Here is a 14,192-nt window from a genome sequence, read left to right as displayed (position 1 = left end):
TCTTGGCCCCTCAGACCCGGAGCAGGAAATCAGATAAGGAAGTAGCCGGCCACGCACCCCGCCGCCGTCGCGGCCATGCCGGGCAGCACCCGCCTGGCCAGGGGCAGCCCGCCCAGAACCAACGACATTCCGCTCTTGAAGGCAATGTTGGCCAGCAAGGCCAGGAGGATGGCGGTGAGGGCCTGGTGGCTGCCCAGGGACTCCAATCCCAGCAGGCGCAGGGTGGAGAGGGTGATGGCGTCAATGTCCGTCAGGCCGGACACGATGGCCACGCCGTAGGTACCCACATGGCCGGCCCAGTCCGTGAGCCAGGCGACGGCGAACAGCACGGCGGCATAAAGGGCGCCGAAGGACAGGGCCATGCGGATTTCCGTGGGGTTGCCCAGTTCAAGTACCGGGGCGTTGGTCCTGGCCTCCAGGCCACGCCAGTTGAAGGCCAGGACGATGCCGCCGGTGGCCAGGCCGCCGGCCACGATCAGGCCCATGTCCGGCAACAGGCCCGGGGCCATGATGGCCGTGAGGATGGCCAGGCGGATCAGCACCACCCAGTTGGCGGTGAGGATCACCACGGCGGACATGGCGGTCAGGCGTTCCTCCTCTCGGGCATGGCGGGAAAAGGCCAGGGTGGTGGCGGTGCTGGAGGCCACGCCGCCGAAGATGCCCGTGAGCAGGGCGCCCTGACGGGGGCCGGCGACGCGCAGGGCGGCATAGCCCGCCAGGGACAGGCCGGAGATGAGCACCACCATCCACCAGATCTGGTAAGGGTTCAGGGCGTTGTAGGGGCCGTAGTTCTCGTCGGGCAGGATGGGCAGCACCACCAGGCTCAACACCGCGAACTGGAGGATGGACAGCAGGTCCCGCCGGGTGAGGGTCTGGGACACGCCCTTCAGTTCCGCCTTGAAGTACAGCAGCACGGTGGAAAGGATGGCCAGGGTGACGGCCAGATGGATCTGGCCATACCAGACCATGGCCCCCAGGGCATAGCACACCACGACAGCGGCCACGGTGGTGGTGCCCGGGTCGTCCACCCTTTCTTCCTTGAGGTGGGCCGCCACCATCATGGCGCCCATGACCAGCAGGCCCGCCGCCAGGATCCAGGCCTCGCCGGTCTGGTCGGACAGCATGGCCCCCAGGGTGCCGGCCAGGGCCACCAGGGAGAAGGTGCGCAGGCCCGCCTTGGCGGAGGGGTTGCGTTCCCGCTCCAGGCCGATAAGCAGGCCGATGGCCAGGCTGATCAGGTAGGGATAAAGGGCGTCCAGGGGATAGGCACTCATGCCCTGATTATGGGTCATGAGCGCAGCAACAGAGGGCTTAGCCCACCGGCACGGTGTCCTTGAAGGTGGAGCGGCGCATGAGCCGGTCGTAAAGTTCGGACAGGTTCGGGTGGGCCCGGCGCCAGTCCAGTTCGGGGAAGCGGAACTCCAGGTAACCCAGGGCACAGCCCACGGCGATGTCCGCCAGGGTGAAGACCTCCCCCGCGCACCAGGAGTCCTGGGCGCCCTTCTGGGTGACCAGTTGCTGCTCCAGATCCTCGCTCATGGCCTTGAGGCCCGCCTGAACCTTGCCCATCTGGCGGCGGATCCACTCGGGGCTCTGCTGGGCCACGGGGCGCTTCTTCTCCACGAAAACCAGGGCGGCCGCGTCGCAGACGCCGTCAGCCAAGGCCTCCCATCGCTTCACGGCGATGCGGGGACGGGCGTCCTTGGGCATGACGTGGCCCGCAGGGCTCACGCTGTCCAGGTAGTCCACGATGACCCTGGAATCGAACAGGGTCTTGCCGTCGTCCAGCACCCACACCGGCACCTTGCCCAGGGGGTTGAAGGTGGGGACCTGGGTATCTTCATTCCAGGGCACGTCCAGCACGAATTCGTAATCGATGTGTTTTTCAGCCGCCACGATGCGTACCTTGCGCACGAAGGGGCTGGTAAGGGAACCAATCAATTTCATTATTTGCTTATTTGCTTGTGTACTAGCGGGCGGGATTGTAGTCGCTGGCCCCGGGGGGCACCATCGTCCTTAGGGGTTATTCCAGGGCCACCTTGACGTGGGGCCAGGCGGCGTCGAAGCGGCGCAGGATCTCCTGCCGTCCCATCAGGGCCAGGACCTGGTCGATGGCGGGGGTCTGGGCCGTTCCGAACAGCACCAGGCGCAGGGGCATGCCGATCTGGCCCATCTTCAGGCCGAAGGCGGCGGCGTTGTCCTTGAGCAGTTGGCCCAGGATCGGCGCTTCCCAGGCCACCGTCTCCATGTCCTGGCGCAGTTTCTCGAAGGCGGGCAGGGCTGCGGGGGCCAGCTTGGCCTTCACGTCCTCCAGCGCCGGCAGGGCCTGGCGGTAATAGATGTGCAGGCCGTCGGCCAGTTCTTCCACCGTGCCCACCCGTTCCTTCACCAGGCCGATGAGGGGCACCGGGTCCGGACCGCCATTGGGTTCGATGCCCTGGGCCTTGAGAAAGGGGCGCACCAGATCCGCCAGGCGGGTGTCGTCCGCCTCCTTCAGGTACTGCTGGTTGAGCCAGGTGAGCTTGGAGCCGTCGAAGCGGGCCGCAGCGTGGTTCACCCCGCCCACGTCGAACCATTCCACGAATTGCCGGGCGCTGAATTTCTCGTCGTCGCCGTGGCCCCAGCCCAGGCGGGCCAGGTAGTTCATCAGGGCCTCGGGCAGGTAGCCCTCGTCCCGGTACTGGGTGACGGACACGGCGCCGTGGCGCTTGGACAGGCGCTCCCCGTCCTGGCCCAGGATCATGGGCACATGGGCGTAGGTGGGGATGGGGGCCCCCAGGGCCTTGAGGATGTTGATCTGGCGCGGCGTGTTGTTGACGTGGTCGTCGCCCCGGATGACATGGCTGATCTGCATGTCCCAGTCGTCCACCACCACGCCGAAGTTATAGGTGGGAATGCCGTCCCCCCGCACGATGACCAGATCGTCCAGCTCGTTGTTGGCCACCGTGATGGGGCCCTTGATCATGTCGTTGAAGGTGACCTCACCCTCCTGCGGGGTCCTGAAGCGGATCACCGGGGTGACGCCGGCGGGGGGTGGCGACAGGTCCTTGCCCGGCTCCGGGCGCCAGCGGCCGTCGTAGCGAGGCTTGTCGCCCCGGGCCTTCTGGGCCTCCCGCATCTCGTCCAGCTCTTCCTTGCTGGCGTAGCAGTAATAGGCATGGCCCTGCTCCAGCAGCATGTCCACCACGGCCTTGTACCGCTCCAGGCGCTCCATCTGGTAGTAGGGGCCTTCGTCCCAGTCCAGGCCCAGCCAGCTCATGCCGTCCAGGATCGCCTGGACCGAAGCCTGGGTAGATCGCTCCCGGTCAGTATCCTCGATGCGCAGCACGAAGGTGCCTCCCATCTTGCGGGCAAAGGCCCAGGAGAAAAGGGCGGTGCGGGCACCGCCGATGTGCAGGTAACCGGTGGGGGAGGGGGCGAAGCGGGTGCGGACCATGGTGCGGAGGGAAAGCGGGATGCGGAAGGCGGCGATTCTACTGGATGCCCATCCGGCCTGCCCTGCAAAAAGGCTTTGACCCGAAGGAGCGCGATCTTTAGAATGCGCGCCTCTCAGAAATGTCGGGCAGTTAGCTCAGCGGTAGAGCACCGCCTTCACACGGCGGGGGTCACTGGTTCGATCCCAGTACTGCCCACCAAACCCAGAAAGCCGGCCCGTCGGGTCGGCTTTTTGCATTGTTTCCTGGTTTTGCGTTGTCCCCTGGATTTATGGATGTCATGGCCAAGCGTTTCGAACTGCTGATCTTCGACTGGGACGGAACCCTTATGGATTCCGCCGGGGTCATCGTCGCCTGCATCCAGGCAGCCAGCAGGGACATGGGCCTGCCCGAACCCAGCCGGGAAGCGGCCAGCCACATCATCGGCCTGGGTCTGCGCCAGGCCCTGGAAACCCTGTTCCCGGAATTGCCCGAAGACCAGCACCAGCCCCTGGCGGACCACTACCGCCGCCACTACCTGGGCCAGGATGCGGAAATCCCCCTGTTCGATGGCGCCCGGGAGTTGATCCTGGACCTCCACGCCCGGGGCCATACCCTGGCCGTGGCCACGGGCAAGGCCCGCCGGGGCCTGGCCCGGGCCTTCGACCACACGGGCCTGGAACCCTACTTCCACGCCTCCCGCACCGCCGACGAAACCCATTCCAAGCCCCATCCGGCCATGATCGAGGAACTGCTGGACGAACTCATGGTGGAGCCGGAACAGGCCCTGATGATCGGCGACACCACCCATGACCTGGAAATGGCCAGGAATGCCGGCATTGCCTCCCTGGCAGCGGGTTACGGTGCCCACCCGCCGGAGAACCTGGCGGATCTGGCCCCCCTGGCGGTGTGCCGCAGTTTCGCGGAACTGGCGGAATGGCTGAGAACCCACGCCGCCTGACCCCCGCGGCGGAGACCGGACCAAGGGAAGTGCGGCGGGCACAATTCATCTGCCCTTCCAGGGAAGTTGACGAGGGGGGGGAAGGGGTACGCTTCGAAGTGGCGCGCCATGGCCAGAACGAACCCGCCTTCGTCATCCGCTGGAAGGGACACGCCCGGGCCTACCTCAACCGTTGCGGCCACATCCCCGTGGAAATGGATTATCAGCCGGGCAAGTTCTTCGATTTCACCGGCCAGTACCTGGTGTGCGCCACCCACGGGGCCCTCTACGACCCCGCCACGGGTGCCTGCCTGGGAGGCCGCTGCAACGGCACGGGTCTTGTGCCCATCCCGGTCCTGGAAGAGGATGGCGGCGTCTATCTGCAAGCATCGAACAAGGAAGCGAAATGAGCGACGAATTTGACAACATCGCGGACAGGAACTCCGAGCGGGGCGCCCTGGAACGCCTGCTCATGGCCCACCTCCTGGAGCAGCGGCGCGGCCGGCGCTGGAACGTGTTCTTCCGTGCCCTGAGCTTCGTTTTCCTTTTCATCGTGCTGTTCATGGTGCTGAACTTCGAGGGCGAGGACTTCGTCTCCTCCGGCCCCCACACCGCCCTGGTGGAGCTGCAAGGGGAGATCGGCGGCGAGGACGGCCTGAGCGCCGACGCCCTCATCGGCGCCCTGGGCAGCGCCTTCGAAGGCAAGCACACCAAGGCCGTGGTCATGCGCATCAACAGCCCCGGCGGCAGCCCCGTGCACGCGGGCCAGGTCTACGACGAGATCAAGCGGCTGAAGGAAAAGTATCCCGACATCCCCTTCTACGTGGTGGTGGACGACCTGTGCGCCTCCGGCGGCTATTACATCGCCGCCGCCGCCGACAAGATCTTCGTCGACAAGGCCTCCCTCATCGGCTCCATCGGCGTGCTCATGGACGGCTTCGGCTTCACCGAGGCCATGAAGAAACTGGGCGTGGAACGCCGCCTGCTCACCGCCGGCGAGCACAAGGGCTTCCTGGACCCCTTCGCCCCCATCGACCCGGTGGAAGAGGGCCACGCCAAGCTCATGCTCAACGAAATCCACCAGCAGTTCATCCAGGCCGTGCGCCAGGGCCGGGGCAAGCGCCTGAAGGAAACCCCGGACATGTTCACCGGCCTCATCTGGAACGGCACCCGCAGCATCGACCTGGGCCTGGCCGACGGCCTGGGAAGCCTGGACTACGTGGCCCGGGAAGTGGTGAAGGCCGAGGACATCCTGGACTACACGCCCCAGGAAGACCTGGCCGAACGCCTGGCCCGCCGCATCGGTAGCGCCATCGGCGACCACCTGCGGCCCTGGGCCGGGGGCGAGGCGCGGCTGCGCTGAGGGACGTTCGGCCGAGCGCCTGCAAGGGGAATCCCATGAGCGCTCATTTGGGTCCATACGTGCCCATCCCCTGCATCGCCCACGAAAAGCTGGAGTTCGCCGTGCTGCGGCGGCAGAAATTGCGCCTGCGACTGCGGGAGGAAGGGGGCGAGGAACGGGTACTCATCGCCCTACCCACCGACGTGGCCACCCGGGACGGGGCCGAATGGCTGAGTTACCGCACGGAAGAGGGCGAGACGGGCGTGGTGCGGCTGGATGGCATCCTCAGTACCGAGCCGGTTGTTTGAAAGGATGCCGTTTTTCGCAGACTGGAAGTGGGCATCCCCGGGCGTCAGCTTCACTGTCCTGTATCAGGCAGGACACACCTCGATCCAGCCGTTCAAGGCGGCATTGGTTAAATGGCAGCTATCCGTGTCGACTACGGACGATCAAACTACACGGCTGGCGTGGCTCCAAGTCGGCCACAGTTGACCTTGAACCATCGGGGTGCTCGCCTCCGATCTTAGAACGGGCCGGGGCGGCCTGTGGATAACCACGCCACAGAGGAATACTCTAACGCTTGGTTTTCAAGCGCTAACAAGTCCACAGAAACAGGGTAAGTCCAACGTCAGTACTTCTCCAACAGAACTAATATGCTGAAATTTGGCGAACGCACTACTAAGTACCCCTTTGGCTACGGATATTGCCAGTGCGGCTGTGGTCTTCGCACGAACAAATTGGGTCGCACCACCTATGCCACTTACAAAGCAGAGCACCACCCCCGTACCGTCATGCGCACAGCAGAGCGTAAAGCCCGTGGTGAGATCGTTGAGTCTCTGCAGCCTCGCAAGGGGCGTCCTAAGACATCACAATCTTCCCTATCTTACGGAGAATCACGCACAAGTTTTGATGCAAAGATTGATGGTCCAAAAAGTTCAGTAGCCGCTAGCTTAACGCTGGCCCCGGAACTCCATCGGCAGGATGTACGACTGGTGGAAAAATATAGCGACCTCAATGCCGAAGTCATCCAACTAAGGTCAATGGTGGCCTTTCTCGAATCAGAGATCGAATTCACGATTAGGTACCTAAGGACCTTATTGCAAGGGGACCCAGAGGCGATCAACGCAATTGTTCATCGACTCCAAGCGTCCTTAACAAAGAAAGGGCGGTCGCAACTGGCTCCGCGCACTTTCGAGTGTCGTCCACTTCTGAACCGCGTGCACTTATCGATCAGGAGGCGTTTCCGTTCGATCGCTTTCGGCGTCCTACGATGTTTGTTGGGCGTTACCGCCACCGGAAACTGGTGCAGGTGAAGGATTTCCCCTCTAGCCAGCGAGGGGACAAGGTAAGACAGTGAGTAGGCCGATTACCCAGGATGAAATCTCAGCCCCATAACGGCTGAAGCGAGGGATCGAACTCCGACACCGAAAAGCCCGCGAGGATAACTTCGAAAGGAAGAGTAAACAGCAAGACCAAGCTCAATATCGCGAAAGCGGTAGGAACGCATTATTACTCGTCGGGTTGCCAACCAACTTGAGTACACTTACTAAGTAACAATTACAGATACCACATGAATATCAAGAGTCCTGCATAAGCTCGGAAGCAAGGACCCACCAGAATGGCAGAAGATAAAGCAAGAAAGTCACTCTTAAGAGGAAGCAACACAGCGTCTACCTGTTCTGCTGACCGACCCTCAACAGATAATTTTGCGATCAAAATCGTAAAAGACTAGTGAGATGGTGGCGATGGGAACGGTATCAAGAGGTAGGAACCGGAGCTGCAGGATGCCCAGCGACTCAAAGCGGCTGGCTTGAAATCAAAGGCCGATAGCATCCTGACTCAGCTGGAACGAGATCCATACTATGTACCGCCGCCATTTGAGAAGTTGATCGGCGACCTCTCCGGCTTGTACTCGCGCCGGGTCAACCGGCAACATCGAATCGTGTATGAGATTGAATCGACAGCACGGCAAGTTGTTGTCCATAGGATGTACTCACACTACGACGAGTAGTGTGCTGACGAGTAAGGGTAGATATTGATCCAAAGTAAGATCACGATCTGACCAGGTTGTTTGGCAAGACTGGTTCATATGCGCGTTCAACATCCCGCGCCAGATTGTATGGCTGGTCAAATTAGCAAAGTTGTTTGCATAGCCTGTATGGCAAGTTTCAGAGTCCTGCCGCCGCTTGAATGACAGTCTTCATCCCGATCCCGTGAACGGCGGCTCCAGGTTCATTTTTGCCCCACACCGAAAAGCCAGAAAGCTGCCGTCCATGCGAATTGGGTGTATCGAATGACGGATCGCTCAGGCCGAATTGCTGCCCGCCCTGCCATATTCAGAGAAGGGCTTGAGCAATGTCCCCGGCATCGCTATTGTAAGGATTCCTTACCCTGCATATCGAGATGCGACATGCTTGCCAAGATGACTGCCAAGAACCAACTCACCTTGCCCAAGAGCGTGACCAATGCCCTGGGCCCCGTCGATTACTTCGACGTGCAGACCCGGGACGGCCAGATCATCCTGACCCCCGTGCGCATCCAGCGGGCTGACGCCGTGCGCGCCAAGCTGGCTGAACTCGACCTGAATGAACAGGACATCGCCGACGCCGTTGCCTGGGCACGAAAAGGCACCACCAAAAAATGAGCCGGCCCCTCCGGGTGGTGTTGGATACCAACCTGGTGCTGTCCGCGCTGGTGTTTGCCCAGGGCCGGCTGGCGGTCTTGCGCCATGCCTGGCAGGCAGAACACTTCGTGCCCCTGGTGTCCCAAACCACCACCGCCGAACTGATCCGCGTGCTGGCCTACCCCAGGTTCAAGCTTTCGGCGGAGGACCAGCACGAGTTGCTGGCGGACTACCTGCCCTGGTGTGAGGCGGTGCGCATGCCGAACCCGCCGCCCGCCACACCGGCTTGCCTGGATGTCCATGACCAGCCCTTCCTGCAACTCGCCGTGGCCGGCCGGGCCCACTACCTGGTCAGCGGCGACCAGGATTTGCTTGATCTGGACGGCCGGATGCCATGCCCCATCGTCACGGCTGATGCCTTCCTGAAAACCCTCGACACGTGAGCCTTTTGGGATGCCCATGGCATCCGGTTGAGCCGGCGTACAGTCCAGATTGATCCGGTGCCAATGGGGTACTGGCCGTCACCCCGGCGAAGGCCGGGGTCCAGTCAACTACGCTGGATTCCGGCTTTCGCCGGAATGACGAGGCTGGATCAATGGCACTGCCTCAAGGTCAATAACGGTCTAGCTCCCCCCTTTGCCAAAGGGGGCAGGAGGGATTCGAGTAACTAGGCACAGGCAAAGGCCACTGAAATCCCCCTCATTCCCCCTTTTGCAAAGGGGGAAGGGCGCTCATTGACCGGAGTGACCATGGATTTCATGCCTAAGGCAGTGCCATTGGAGGCTGGATCAATCACCTCAGCCCAGCGCCCTGGCGATGAACTGTCCCGCCACCCGGGGCTTGGGCACCCGCACATCGAACCAGCCGCGCACGTCGTCCTCCAGCCCTATCCCGTGCATGAAGTTGTACAGCGCCTTGTTGAGGGCGATGCCCAGGCGGTCGTGGTCCACGCCGGCGGGGTCGTCGAAGCCCACGTCGTTTTTCGCGAACGTGACCGGGGGCAGGGGCTTGAGGGTGACGCCGTAGCGTTCCGGGTGCAGGCCCACGGGGGAATGGACGGTGCAGGCGAAGCGGTGGAAGAAACCGGACTGGATGCAGCCGGCGGCGAAGAGCTGGCGCACGTATTCCAGGGCGTCCACGGTGTCCTGCACGGTCTGGGTGGGAAAGCCGTACATCAGGTAGGCGTGAACCAGGATGCCGGCCTCGCTGAAGGCGTGGGTCACCCGGGCCACCTGTTCAACGGACACACCTTTTTGCATGAGTTTGAGCAGCCGGTCCGAGGCCACCTCCAGGCCGCCGGAGACGGCGATGCAGCCGCTGTCGGCCAACTGCTGGCACAGCTCTGGGGTGAAGGACTTCTCGAAGCGGATGTTGCCCCACCAGGAGATGGCCCGGTTGCGGCGTTCCAGTTCCTCGGCCAGGGCCTTGAGGGCCTTGGGCGGGGCGGCCTCGTCGACGAAGTGGAAGCCGGTCTGGCCGGTTTCGGCAATGACGGCCTCGATGCGGTCCACCAGCAGGCTGGCCGTGGCGGCATCGTAGCGGGAGATGTAGTCCAGGCTCACGTCACAGAAGCTGCACTTCTTCCAGTAGCAGCCGTGGGCCACGGTGAGCTTGTTCCAGCGGGCGTCGGACCACAGCCGGTGCATGGGGTTGAGCATGTCCAGGACGGACAGGTAGCGGTCCAGGGGCAGGCCGTCCCAGGTGGGGGTGCCCACCTCGTTGAAGGGGATGTCGGGTTTCTTGCTGTCGATGTAGCGGACTTGGCCATCCACTCTGGCAAAGGTGCGCACCAGGCTTTCTCGCGGGTGCTCGCCGCCCAGGTGTTCCAGCAGGGCCAGGATGGGCCGCTCGCCGTCGTCCAGGGTGACATAGTCGAAATAATCGAACACCCGGGGTTCCTTCAACTCCCGCAGTTCCGTGTTGACGAAGCCGCCCCCCAGGACGGTGACGATCTTGGGGTGCTCGGCCTTGATGGCCTGGGCGATGCGGAAGGCGCCGTAGACATTGCCGGGGAAGGGGACCGAGACCAGCACCACGTCGGGTTTGTGGCGGGCAATGGCCTCCAGGGTAAGGTCTCGCAGGGTGGCGTCCACCAGGTTGGGGGGTGCGGCCAGGGCCTGGGCCAGGGGGTCGAAGCTGGGCTGGCTCTGGGCCAGGGATTCGGCATAGCGCACGAATTCGAAGCGGGCGTCCACCGCCTCCCGCAGCACGTCGGCCACGTCGTCCAGGTAGAGGGTGGCCAGGTGCCGGGCCCGGTCCTGCACCCCCAGGGCACCGAAGGCCCAGGCCAGGGGGTCGCCGCCCTCCGGGTCCTGGGGGTCGATGTACACGTCCAGGGATTCGAAGCGGGGGCCTTCCGGCAGGAAGTCCCGCCGGCCGATGCGATGCCCCATGCTGGGGTCCCGCCCCTGGAGGAAGGCCACGGCGGGGGTGATGGTGGCCAGGTAACGGTCGAACTGATCCATGAAGGCCTGGACCCGGGGCGTGCGCCGGGCCGGGGGCAGGGCCTCGATGCAGGCGCGGACCGCCGTCAGTCCCTCGGGCGAGAACAGCCGCAGCACCAGGGCCAGGGCCAGGTCTTCCTGCACCGCATCCACCTTGCGGGAACGCAGGAAGCCCGTCAGGTAGGCCGTGGACGGGTAGGGGGTGTTGAGTTGCGTCATCGGCGGGATGACGGACAGGACCTTCATGGGCGATCTCGGTTAGGGGGCGGCCGTGGGGAATGGCCCGATTCTCTCGCGAAACCTGCCGGCCGTCGGGTGGGATGGCCAGGCCCAGTAAGATTAATGCACAAGACAGGGGTTGAAATACGGTTGATCACCCCCAGTACAGGTCAGGTTATTTCCACTCTCCCCAGTTCTTCAAACCCGACCATGACTGAAGAAATCACTTCCCAAGACCTTCCACCCAGCACCGACAATCCCGAACAAGTCGTCTCCGATAACGTGGACACCACCCCCAGCCTGGAGGAATTGCTGCGCCAGGCCGAACTGCGGGCCCAGGAACACCACGACGCCTGGCTGCGGGCCAAGGCGGAAATGGAAAACGCCCGGCGCCGGGCCCTGGAGGAAGTGGAAAAGGCCCGCAAGTTCGCCCTGGACAAGTTCGCCGGCGACCTGCTGGCGGTGAAGGACAGCCTGGAGGCCGCCCTGGCCACCGGCGACAACGCCAGCCTGGAAAGCATCAAGAGCGGCGTGGAACTCACCCTGAAGCAGCTTGCCAGCGTGTTCGAGAAAAACGCCATCCAGGAGGTGAACCCCCTGGGCGAGAAGTTCGACCCCAACCTGCACCAGGCCATCAGCATGGTAGAAGGGGACGGGGAGCCCAACACCGTGGCCACGGTGCTGCAGAAGGGCTACCAGCTTAACGAGCGGGTCATCCGCCCGGCCCTGGTAATGGTGGTTAAACCCCGGTGAAGGGTGAAGGGACCGCGCCTTTGGCGCTGAAGGGGGAAGGGTAAAGGTCCCCCGCTTTTCACCCTTCCCCCTTCACCGCCTCACCCCCCCTTGAAACCCGGCACACCAATCCCATATCGCAAACAAGCCAATTTTTTCTGAGGAAGACTGAACATGGGCAAGATCATCGGCATCGACCTGGGCACCACCAACTCTTGCGTGGCCGTCATGGAAGGCGGCAAGACCAAGGTCATCGAGAACGCTGAAGGCGCGCGCACCACCCCGTCCATCGTCGCTTACGCCGAGGACGGCGAGATCCTGTGCGGCGCCCCCGCCAAGCGCCAGTCCGTCACCAACCCCAAGAACACCCTGTACGCCATCAAGCGCCTGATCGGCCGCCGCTTCCAGGAAAAGGAAGTGCAGAAGGACATCGACCTGATGCCCTACAAGATCCTCCAGGCCGACAACGGCGACGCCTGGGTGGAAGTGCGCGGCGACAAGAAGGCCCCGCCCCAGATTTCCGCTGAAGTGCTGCGCAAGATGAAGAAGACCGCCGAGGACTACCTGGGCGAGGAAGTCACCGAGGCCGTCATCACCGTGCCCGCCTACTTCAACGACAGCCAGCGCCAGGCCACCAAGGACGCCGGCCGCATCGCCGGCCTGGAAGTGAAGCGCATCATCAACGAGCCCACCGCGGCCGCGCTGGCCTTCGGCATGGACAAGCAGGAAGGCGACCGCAAGATCGCCGTGTATGACCTGGGCGGCGGCACCTTCGACATCTCCATCATCGAGATCGCCGAGATCGACGGTGAGCACCAGTTCGAGGTGCTGTCCACCAACGGCGACACCTTCCTGGGCGGCGAGGATTTCGACCAGCGCCTCATCGACTACATCATCGAGGAGTTCAAGAAGGAGCAGGGCGTCAACCTGAAGCAGGACGTGCTGGCCCTGCAGCGCCTGAAGGAAGCCGCCGAGAAGGCCAAGATCGAGCTGTCCTCCGCCAGCCAGACCGAGATCAACCTGCCCTACATCACGGCGGACGCCTCCGGTCCCAAGCACCTGGTGCTGAAGATCACCCGGGCCAAGTTCGAGTCCCTGGTGGAAGACCTGATCAAGCGCACCATCGAGCCCTGCAAGATCGCCATCAAGGACGCCGGCGTGAAGGTGTCCGACATCGGCGACGTGATCCTGGTGGGCGGCATGACCCGCATGCCCAAGGTGCAGGAGCTGGTGAAGGAGTTCTTCGGCAAGGAGCCCCGCAAGGACGTGAACCCGGACGAGGCCGTGGCCGTGGGCGCCGCCATCCAGGGCGGCGTGCTGCAGGGCGAGGTGAAGGACGTGCTGCTGCTCGACGTCACCCCCCTGTCCCTGGGCATCGAGACCCTGGGTGGCGTGATGACCAAGCTCATCCCCAAGAACACCACCATCCCCACCCGGGCCAACCAGGTGTTCTCCACCGCCGACGACAACCAGACCGCCGTGACCATCCACGTGCTGCAAGGTGAGCGTGAAATGTCCGCCGGCAACAAGAGCCTGGGCCAGTTCAACCTGGCCGACATTCCCCCGGCGCCCCGCGGCATGCCCCAGATCGAGGTCACCTTCGACATCGACGCCAACGGCATCCTGCACGTGTCTGCGAAAGACAAGGGCACCGGCAAGGAGGCCAAGATCACCATCAAGGCCAATTCGGGCCTGTCCGAGGACGAGATCAAGAAGATGGTGTCCGACGCCGAGGCCAACGCCGCCGAAGACCACAAGGCCTTCGAGCTGGCCACCGCCCGTAACCAGGCCGACAGCATGGTCCACTCCGTGCGCAAGGCCCTGAAGGACTACGGCGACAAGGTCACCGACGAGGAGAAGACCAGGATCGAGGCCGCCATCACCGACTGCGAGGCCGCCATCAAGTCTGGCGACAAGGCCGAGATCGAAGCCAAGACCCAGGTCCTGGCCGAAGCCAGCCACAAGCTGGCCGAGCAGATGTACGCCAAGGAGCAGGGCGGGGCTGAAGGTGCCGCCGGTGCCGAAAGTGGCGCCAAGAAGGCCGATGACGACGTGGTGGACGCCGAGTTCGAGGAAGTGAAGGATAAGTGAAACGTGAAAAGTGAAGGGTGAAATGTGAGGCGGTCACATCGGGATCTTCGGGTATGGCAAGAGGGCATATCCTTGGTCGAAGATGCGTACCGCCTTACTTCATCTTTCCCACGCGATGAAATTTATGGATTGACCAGCCAGATTCGCCGAGCGGCGGTTTCGGTTCCCGCCAACATCGCGGAAGGATCAGCCAGGAAAGGCACCAAGGAGTTGTTGTACTTCCTGAATGTCGCTACCGGTTCCCTTTCCGAACTAGATACTCACATCGAGATCGCAACTCGGCTTGGGTATGTCAGCAATACAGATGACTTGAAGCATCGGATGGATACTGTTTCAGCCCTCCTTCTCGCCTTGATTGAGTCGTTGAAGCGCAAGCAGGCGATGTAGT

At 63.1% G+C, this 14,192-nt stretch carries 14 protein-coding genes and 1 tRNA gene; 11 read left to right on the top strand and 4 right to left on the bottom strand.

Going from position 1 to position 14,192, the window contains the following annotated elements; genetic code table 11:
• Positions 1 to 29: 29 nt before the first annotated feature.
• From H6935_02160 to gltX, 3 genes are all read right to left on the bottom strand, one after another.
• Positions 30 to 1,274 (bottom strand): MgtC/SapB family protein, encoded by a 1,245-nt coding sequence (locus H6935_02160; GenBank protein ID MCP5277147.1) that lies wholly within the window; start codon positions 1,272 to 1,274, stop codon positions 30 to 32.
• Positions 1,275 to 1,311: 37 nt separating this feature from the next.
• Positions 1,312 to 1,947: a glutathione S-transferase gene (locus H6935_02155; GenBank protein ID MCP5277146.1), complete on the bottom strand. Its 636-nt coding sequence runs from the start codon at positions 1,945 to 1,947 to the stop codon at positions 1,312 to 1,314.
• 76 nt (positions 1,948 to 2,023) lie between these two features.
• The gene (gene gltX / locus H6935_02150) at positions 2,024 to 3,436 is read right to left on the bottom strand and encodes a glutamate--tRNA ligase (protein ID MCP5277145.1); all 1,413 of its coding nucleotides are present in this window, start codon (positions 3,434 to 3,436) and stop codon (positions 2,024 to 2,026) included.
• Positions 3,437 to 3,560: 124 nt separating this feature from the next.
• On the opposite strand from gltX, the gene H6935_02145 reads away from it, so the two are divergent.
• The 8 genes from H6935_02145 to H6935_02110 all read left to right on the top strand — a co-directional run bounded on the left by H6935_02145 (position 3,561) and on the right by H6935_02110 (position 8,761).
• A tRNA-Val gene (locus H6935_02145) sits at positions 3,561 to 3,635 on the top strand.
• A 79-nt stretch (positions 3,636 to 3,714) separates the two neighbouring features.
• Positions 3,715 to 4,374, top strand: coding sequence for an HAD-IA family hydrolase (locus H6935_02140; protein ID MCP5277144.1), 660 nt, complete (start codon positions 3,715 to 3,717; stop codon positions 4,372 to 4,374).
• Positions 4,350 to 4,763: a Rieske 2Fe-2S domain-containing protein gene (locus H6935_02135; GenBank protein MCP5277143.1), complete on the top strand. Its 414-nt coding sequence runs from the start codon at positions 4,350 to 4,352 to the stop codon at positions 4,761 to 4,763. Before H6935_02140 ends, H6935_02135 begins: the two co-directional genes overlap by 25 nt.
• Entirely contained in the window at positions 4,760 to 5,716 is a 957-nt protein-coding gene (locus H6935_02130) for a S49 family peptidase (GenBank protein MCP5277142.1), read from the top strand. The genes H6935_02135 and H6935_02130 overlap by 4 nt, the downstream gene beginning before the upstream one ends.
• Before the next feature lie 47 nt (positions 5,717 to 5,763).
• On the top strand, positions 5,764 to 6,003 hold the full coding sequence (locus H6935_02125; GenBank protein ID MCP5277141.1) for a transcriptional antiterminator, Rof: 240 nt from the start codon (positions 5,764 to 5,766) through the stop codon (positions 6,001 to 6,003).
• Positions 6,004 to 7,472: 1,469 nt separating this feature from the next.
• The gene (locus H6935_02120) at positions 7,473 to 7,706 is read left to right on the top strand and encodes a Txe/YoeB family addiction module toxin (GenBank protein MCP5277140.1); all 234 of its coding nucleotides are present in this window, start codon (positions 7,473 to 7,475) and stop codon (positions 7,704 to 7,706) included.
• Positions 7,707 to 8,105: 399 nt separating this feature from the next.
• Positions 8,106 to 8,339 (top strand): AbrB/MazE/SpoVT family DNA-binding domain-containing protein, encoded by a 234-nt coding sequence (locus H6935_02115; GenBank protein MCP5277139.1) that lies wholly within the window; start codon positions 8,106 to 8,108, stop codon positions 8,337 to 8,339.
• Positions 8,336 to 8,761, top strand: coding sequence for a putative toxin-antitoxin system toxin component, PIN family (locus tag H6935_02110; protein MCP5277138.1), 426 nt, complete (start codon positions 8,336 to 8,338; stop codon positions 8,759 to 8,761). The genes H6935_02115 and H6935_02110 overlap by 4 nt, the downstream gene beginning before the upstream one ends.
• Positions 8,762 to 9,115: 354 nt before the next feature.
• Here H6935_02110 and H6935_02105 read toward each other — a convergent pair whose 3' ends face one another.
• Positions 9,116 to 11,008 carry a radical SAM protein gene (locus H6935_02105; protein ID MCP5277137.1) on the bottom strand — a complete coding sequence of 631 codons (1,893 nt, stop codon included), beginning with the start codon at positions 11,006 to 11,008 and terminating at the stop codon, positions 9,116 to 9,118.
• Between the two features lie 183 nt (positions 11,009 to 11,191).
• Here H6935_02105 and grpE point away from each other — a divergent pair, with 183 nt between their 5' ends.
• The 3 genes from grpE (at position 11,192) to H6935_02090 (ending at position 14,191) form a co-directional block, all read left to right on the top strand.
• On the top strand, positions 11,192 to 11,734 hold the full coding sequence (grpE, locus tag H6935_02100; protein ID MCP5277136.1) for a nucleotide exchange factor GrpE: 543 nt from the start codon (positions 11,192 to 11,194) through the stop codon (positions 11,732 to 11,734).
• Positions 11,735 to 11,887: 153 nt separating this feature from the next.
• A complete protein-coding gene (dnaK, locus tag H6935_02095; GenBank protein MCP5277135.1) occupies positions 11,888 to 13,804 on the top strand; it encodes a molecular chaperone DnaK in 1,917 nt (638 codons plus the stop codon).
• Between the two features lie 24 nt (positions 13,805 to 13,828).
• Entirely contained in the window at positions 13,829 to 14,191 is a 363-nt protein-coding gene (locus tag H6935_02090) for a four helix bundle protein (protein MCP5277134.1), read from the top strand.
• Position 14,192 lies beyond the last annotated feature (1 nt).

Source organism: Thiobacillus sp., from assembly GCA_024235835.1.
Classification (GTDB): Bacteria; Pseudomonadota; Gammaproteobacteria; order Burkholderiales; family Thiobacillaceae; genus PFJX01.
The sequence above is the reverse complement of the archived record's forward strand: the minus strand, read 5'-3'. Positions and strand labels throughout refer to the sequence as shown.

Bases quoted from the DNA above. Each gene is read 5' to 3' on its own strand.
- dnaK (MCP5277135.1), top strand. From the start codon at position 11,888: ATGGGCAAGATCATCGGCATCGACCTGGGCACCACCAACTCTTGCGTG.
- H6935_02110 (MCP5277138.1), top strand. From the start codon at position 8,336: ATGAGCCGGCCCCTCCGGGTGGTGTTGGATACCAACCTGGTGCTGTCC.
- H6935_02105 (MCP5277137.1), bottom strand. From the start codon at position 11,008: ATGAAGGTCCTGTCCGTCATCCCGCCGATGACGCAACTCAACACCCCC.
- gltX (MCP5277145.1), bottom strand. From the start codon at position 3,436: ATGGTCCGCACCCGCTTCGCCCCCTCCCCCACCGGTTACCTGCACATC.
- H6935_02140 (MCP5277144.1), top strand. From the start codon at position 3,715: ATGGCCAAGCGTTTCGAACTGCTGATCTTCGACTGGGACGGAACCCTT.
- grpE (MCP5277136.1), top strand. From the start codon at position 11,192: ATGACTGAAGAAATCACTTCCCAAGACCTTCCACCCAGCACCGACAAT.
- H6935_02130 (MCP5277142.1), top strand. From the start codon at position 4,760: ATGAGCGACGAATTTGACAACATCGCGGACAGGAACTCCGAGCGGGGC.
- H6935_02160 (MCP5277147.1), bottom strand. From the start codon at position 1,274: ATGAGTGCCTATCCCCTGGACGCCCTTTATCCCTACCTGATCAGCCTG.
- H6935_02115 (MCP5277139.1), top strand. From the start codon at position 8,106: ATGCTTGCCAAGATGACTGCCAAGAACCAACTCACCTTGCCCAAGAGC.
- H6935_02135 (MCP5277143.1), top strand. From the start codon at position 4,350: ATGGCTGAGAACCCACGCCGCCTGACCCCCGCGGCGGAGACCGGACCA.
- H6935_02155 (MCP5277146.1), bottom strand. From the start codon at position 1,947: ATGAAATTGATTGGTTCCCTTACCAGCCCCTTCGTGCGCAAGGTACGC.